A 3776-nucleotide genomic window follows, 5' to 3' on the forward strand; every position below is an offset into this window, starting at 1 on the left:
CTCAAGAAGGGAGAACACCGTTATTTCAGCAGATCGGTCACATTCCAGGACGAGGGCGAAGCCTCTTTTCGCGCAGATGTTGACCTGAACAATGATGTGACGGAGACAAACGAGAACAACAACCGTGTAGTGGGAAAGATAATCCACCGCGCCGTGCAGGACCCGGCGGTAACGGTGGAAATCATCTGCTCTGACGGAAAAAAGAGGCAATTCTGACGGAAGGCGGTATATAAATTTATGGTGACCCGATCCTCAACACTTATCGTTCCCAACGATATCGCTTATCTGCCTGCAATCCAGGCCTATGCCAGAGAAATAGCGGAGAACATCGGTTTTCAAAAGATGGATGTCCAGATGATGCTCCTCGCGCTGGAAGAGGCCATAGTGAACGTAGTGAAACATGCCTTTGAGCCGTCGGAGAAGGCCACGTATCAGATCATCCTTGAACCGGTCTCGTCGGGACTCAGGATCATCATCAAAGATAAAGGCCTGCCCTACGCCCCAAGCCTGGTCCCTGAATACATAACCCCAACGGGTCTTGACGATATCCCCGGAGCCGGTCTTGGCTCCTATCTTATGAAAAAGGGCGTTGACGAGCTGGCCTTCTATAACCTCGGGAGGGAGGGCAAGGAGCTCCATCTCACAAAGTACCTTCCCTATAAGAGCATCGAGGAGTACCATGACAAAAGTGAGCTCGAGCTCTTTCCTGCCCCCGTGGCGGCGGAGGTACGTCCCGTCGGGAAGAGGCCCTTTACCGTGCGCCTGATGGAGGCCTCAGAGGCCGCTGCGGTCTCAAGGCTTTTCTACCGTGCCTACGGTTATACCTACAGCATTGATGCCATTTATTATCCGGAGAAATTTGCCCGGCTCGTACAGGAAAGAAAGATCATCTCAGTGGTGACCGTCACGGATGATGATCAGATAGTGGGCCACGTGGCCCTCATAAGGGACAATCCTGAAGAAAGGATCGCCGAGGCGGGAATGGCGGCCGTGCAGCCTGATTTTCGCGGGCAGGGGTGTCAGAACATAATGATCGGGAGACTCGTGGAAGAGGCACGCAAGGCAGGGCTTATGGGCATTTTCAGCAAGGCTACCACAGAGCATATCTATGCGCAGAAGGCCGGCCTTAAGGTGGGGTTCAGGAGATGCGCCGTAGCCATCGGCGTTATACCTGCGGACAGGACGTACAAGGGCATCCATGAGGTGCTTAGCCAGCGGGGATCACTTGTATACGGTTTTCTCCCTATCGAAAACCCGCCCGGGATAACCCTCTTCCCTCCGGAACATCACACCTCTTTCATCAGGAAGATCTGCCAGGATATCGGCATTGACAGGGTCTTTGAGCCGCCCGCTGGGCATTTATCGACGGAAGCAATGGAGGAACACTCAGAGATATCGGTCAGCGTTATTCCCGGCTACAACAGGGCTATCATGGAGATACAACGGTATGGAAAGAATGCCGTATCGGATGTGAGGACGATACTGAAAGAACTGTGTATTAAGAAGATCGATGAGATCCTGCTCCATCTGTGTCTTGAAAACCCTTGTACAGGGGAGCTCTGCTCAAAGTTTGAAGAACTGGGTTTTTTTATTGCAGGCATCCTCCCCTTTTACCACACCGGGGATGCCCTTATCCTGCAATATCTGAACAATGTTTCCATCGATTACTCAAAGATCCAGGTTGCGCCAGGGCTCGCACAGGAGATCCTTGATTACGTGAAGGCGCACGATCCGAATTAAATAAAACAGTCGATAGTATAAAGGCGGTCGATAGTAGATAGCCGTCAGCTGAAAGGCAGCAGAGAGCGGAGAGCCGAGGGCAGAGAGTCAAAAGACTCCTTACGGCTTATGGTTGTTCCGCTATGCGCTATGCTCCGGCATCCAGCGACGAGTATTGAGTTTGCCATGAGCTGATTGCTGAAAGCTGTCTTTATCTCTTTGTGATTTTCCCTGCTGCAAGAGAGAACAAAAAGGCAGCGAAGCATGCCAGCCCGCCAAATATATACGTGGCTTGAAATCCTTTTAACAATATCTCGTGGGGAATATCGGAGTTGAGCAAGCTCGCCTTTGCCGAAGAGACGCCCGGGATCGCATGGGAAAAGACCGTTTCGAATATGGCAACGCCAAATACATAACTTAAATTTGTTGTAGTGTTGAACAGACCTGAGGCAATTCCGTGCTTGTTCTCAGGCGCAAGGCTCATCACCTGGTTGTTGTTCGGTGAAAAGAAGAGGACATACGACAGCGCCAGCCAGATGAGAAATATGAAGATGAACAAAAAACCCTGAAACTGAAGAGTGAAAGAGAAAAACAATGAGCAGGCCGTAGCCGAGATCATGGCAATGATGCACAGGAAACCCGGCCTGATCTTGTCGGAAAGCCTCCCTGCATAAGGAGATATGATGACATAGATTATTGAATATACCAGGAGCATCATACCTGTCTTCTGGGGGTTCAGGCCCTTTATGATCTCCAGATAGAAAGGCATCAGAAAGGCATTGCCCGCTATGAGCAGGTACGCCATGAACGTTGCAGACAGGACGAAGGTGAATCTGAGGTCCTTGAAGAGCGCCAGGTCCAGAAGCGGCGCGCTGCACCTCTTTTCCCGGATGAGAAAAAGCGAGAGCACTATGATTGATGCCAGGAAGCTTAAGATGATGGACGGGGAACCCCAGCCCAGTTCCTTTCCCATGTTTAATGCACGGAGGAGTATTGCGAGACCCGAGAAACTCAGCACGGCGCCGATGAAATCGAATCGCTCCGGCTCGCCCGTTCTTGTTCGGGGTCTTTCATCGGGTATCTTTCTGCTTGCGATGATAAAGGCGATGATGCCAATAGGCACATTGATGAGAAAGACCCAGTGCCATGAGAAATAGCCCGTTATCAATCCGCCGACGGGGGCTCCCGTTGCCACTCCAAGCGCGGAGGCCGTGGAGGTTATGCCGAAGGCCCACCCTGTCCGATCGGAGGGTATGAATTTCGAGATGATAGCAAAACTCGTGGCAAGAAGCATGGCGCTGCCTACGCCCTGAACCATGCGCGAGCCGATCAGCGTATTGATGTCCTGGGCAATGCCGCATAAAAAGGAGCCCGCGACAAAGACTATATAACCAATGATGAATATCCTTTTTAATCCCAGCCTGTCTGCCAGCTTCCCGAATAACAGAAGGGAGCTGGTTATGATAAGGAGGTACGACATAACGATACGGGAGGCCTCGCCGGTCCCGACATTGAAATCACGGGAGATGGTCGGCAGAGAGACATTGACCGTGTAATTGTTAAGCCTTGCCATGAAAGAACTGAAGGCAACGCTTATGACGATGAGGCGTTGCTGAGACCTGTTTTCGATCATTTTCTGTTCAAGGTTCTCATTTTTACCGCTTCTTTTCAAGCCGTTTTTTTAATTTACTTGTGTCTGCAAATTAACTACAATTGCAGGCAATTGAATAGAATCGGATAGAACAGAACGGAGGATCAAGACAGAATGCCCTTATCGAAGGGATTGACCACAGGGGAGATGCAGACAAAAGCCGGATCGTCTGCGAGGATGCTCTACATCGACAATATGCGGCTTCTGTTCACGGTGCTCGTCATCCTCCACCATATCGCCCTTACGTACGGCGCCCATAGCGGCTGGTATTACTATGAGAATACCGACGATGCATTTACGAACCTCGTGCTTTCGCTGCTCATGAGCGTGAACAGGACATGGGTGCTGGGATGCTTCTTTATGATAACCGGATACTTCACGCCCGGCTCGTACGACCGCAAAGGTA

General features: G+C 51.0%; 4 protein-coding genes. 3 read left to right on the forward strand and 1 reads right to left on the reverse strand.

Annotated features, from left to right (window positions below; translation table 11 throughout):
- A partial coding sequence (locus PHU49_15595) for a CARDB domain-containing protein (protein MDD5245432.1) occupies window positions 1-216 on the forward strand: 216 nt, incomplete at its 5' end.
- Window positions 217-237: 21 nt separating this feature from the next.
- Window positions 238-1740: a GNAT family N-acetyltransferase gene (locus PHU49_15600; protein ID MDD5245433.1), complete on the forward strand. Its 1503-nt coding sequence runs from the start codon at window positions 238-240 to the stop codon at window positions 1738-1740.
- A 190-nt stretch (window positions 1741-1930) separates the two neighbouring features.
- Here the strand turns inward: PHU49_15600 and PHU49_15605 are convergent, their stop codons facing one another.
- Window positions 1931-3352: a DHA2 family efflux MFS transporter permease subunit gene (locus PHU49_15605; GenBank protein ID MDD5245434.1), complete on the reverse strand. Its 1422-nt coding sequence runs from the start codon at window positions 3350-3352 to the stop codon at window positions 1931-1933.
- Between the two features lie 132 nt (window positions 3353-3484).
- Here PHU49_15605 and PHU49_15610 point away from each other — a divergent pair.
- Window positions 3485-3776: hypothetical protein (locus PHU49_15610; protein ID MDD5245435.1), on the forward strand; the 292-nt coding region annotated here is incomplete at its 3' end.

The organism is Syntrophorhabdaceae bacterium (assembly GCA_028713955.1).
GTDB lineage: Bacteria > Desulfobacterota > Syntrophorhabdia > Syntrophorhabdales > Syntrophorhabdaceae > UBA5609.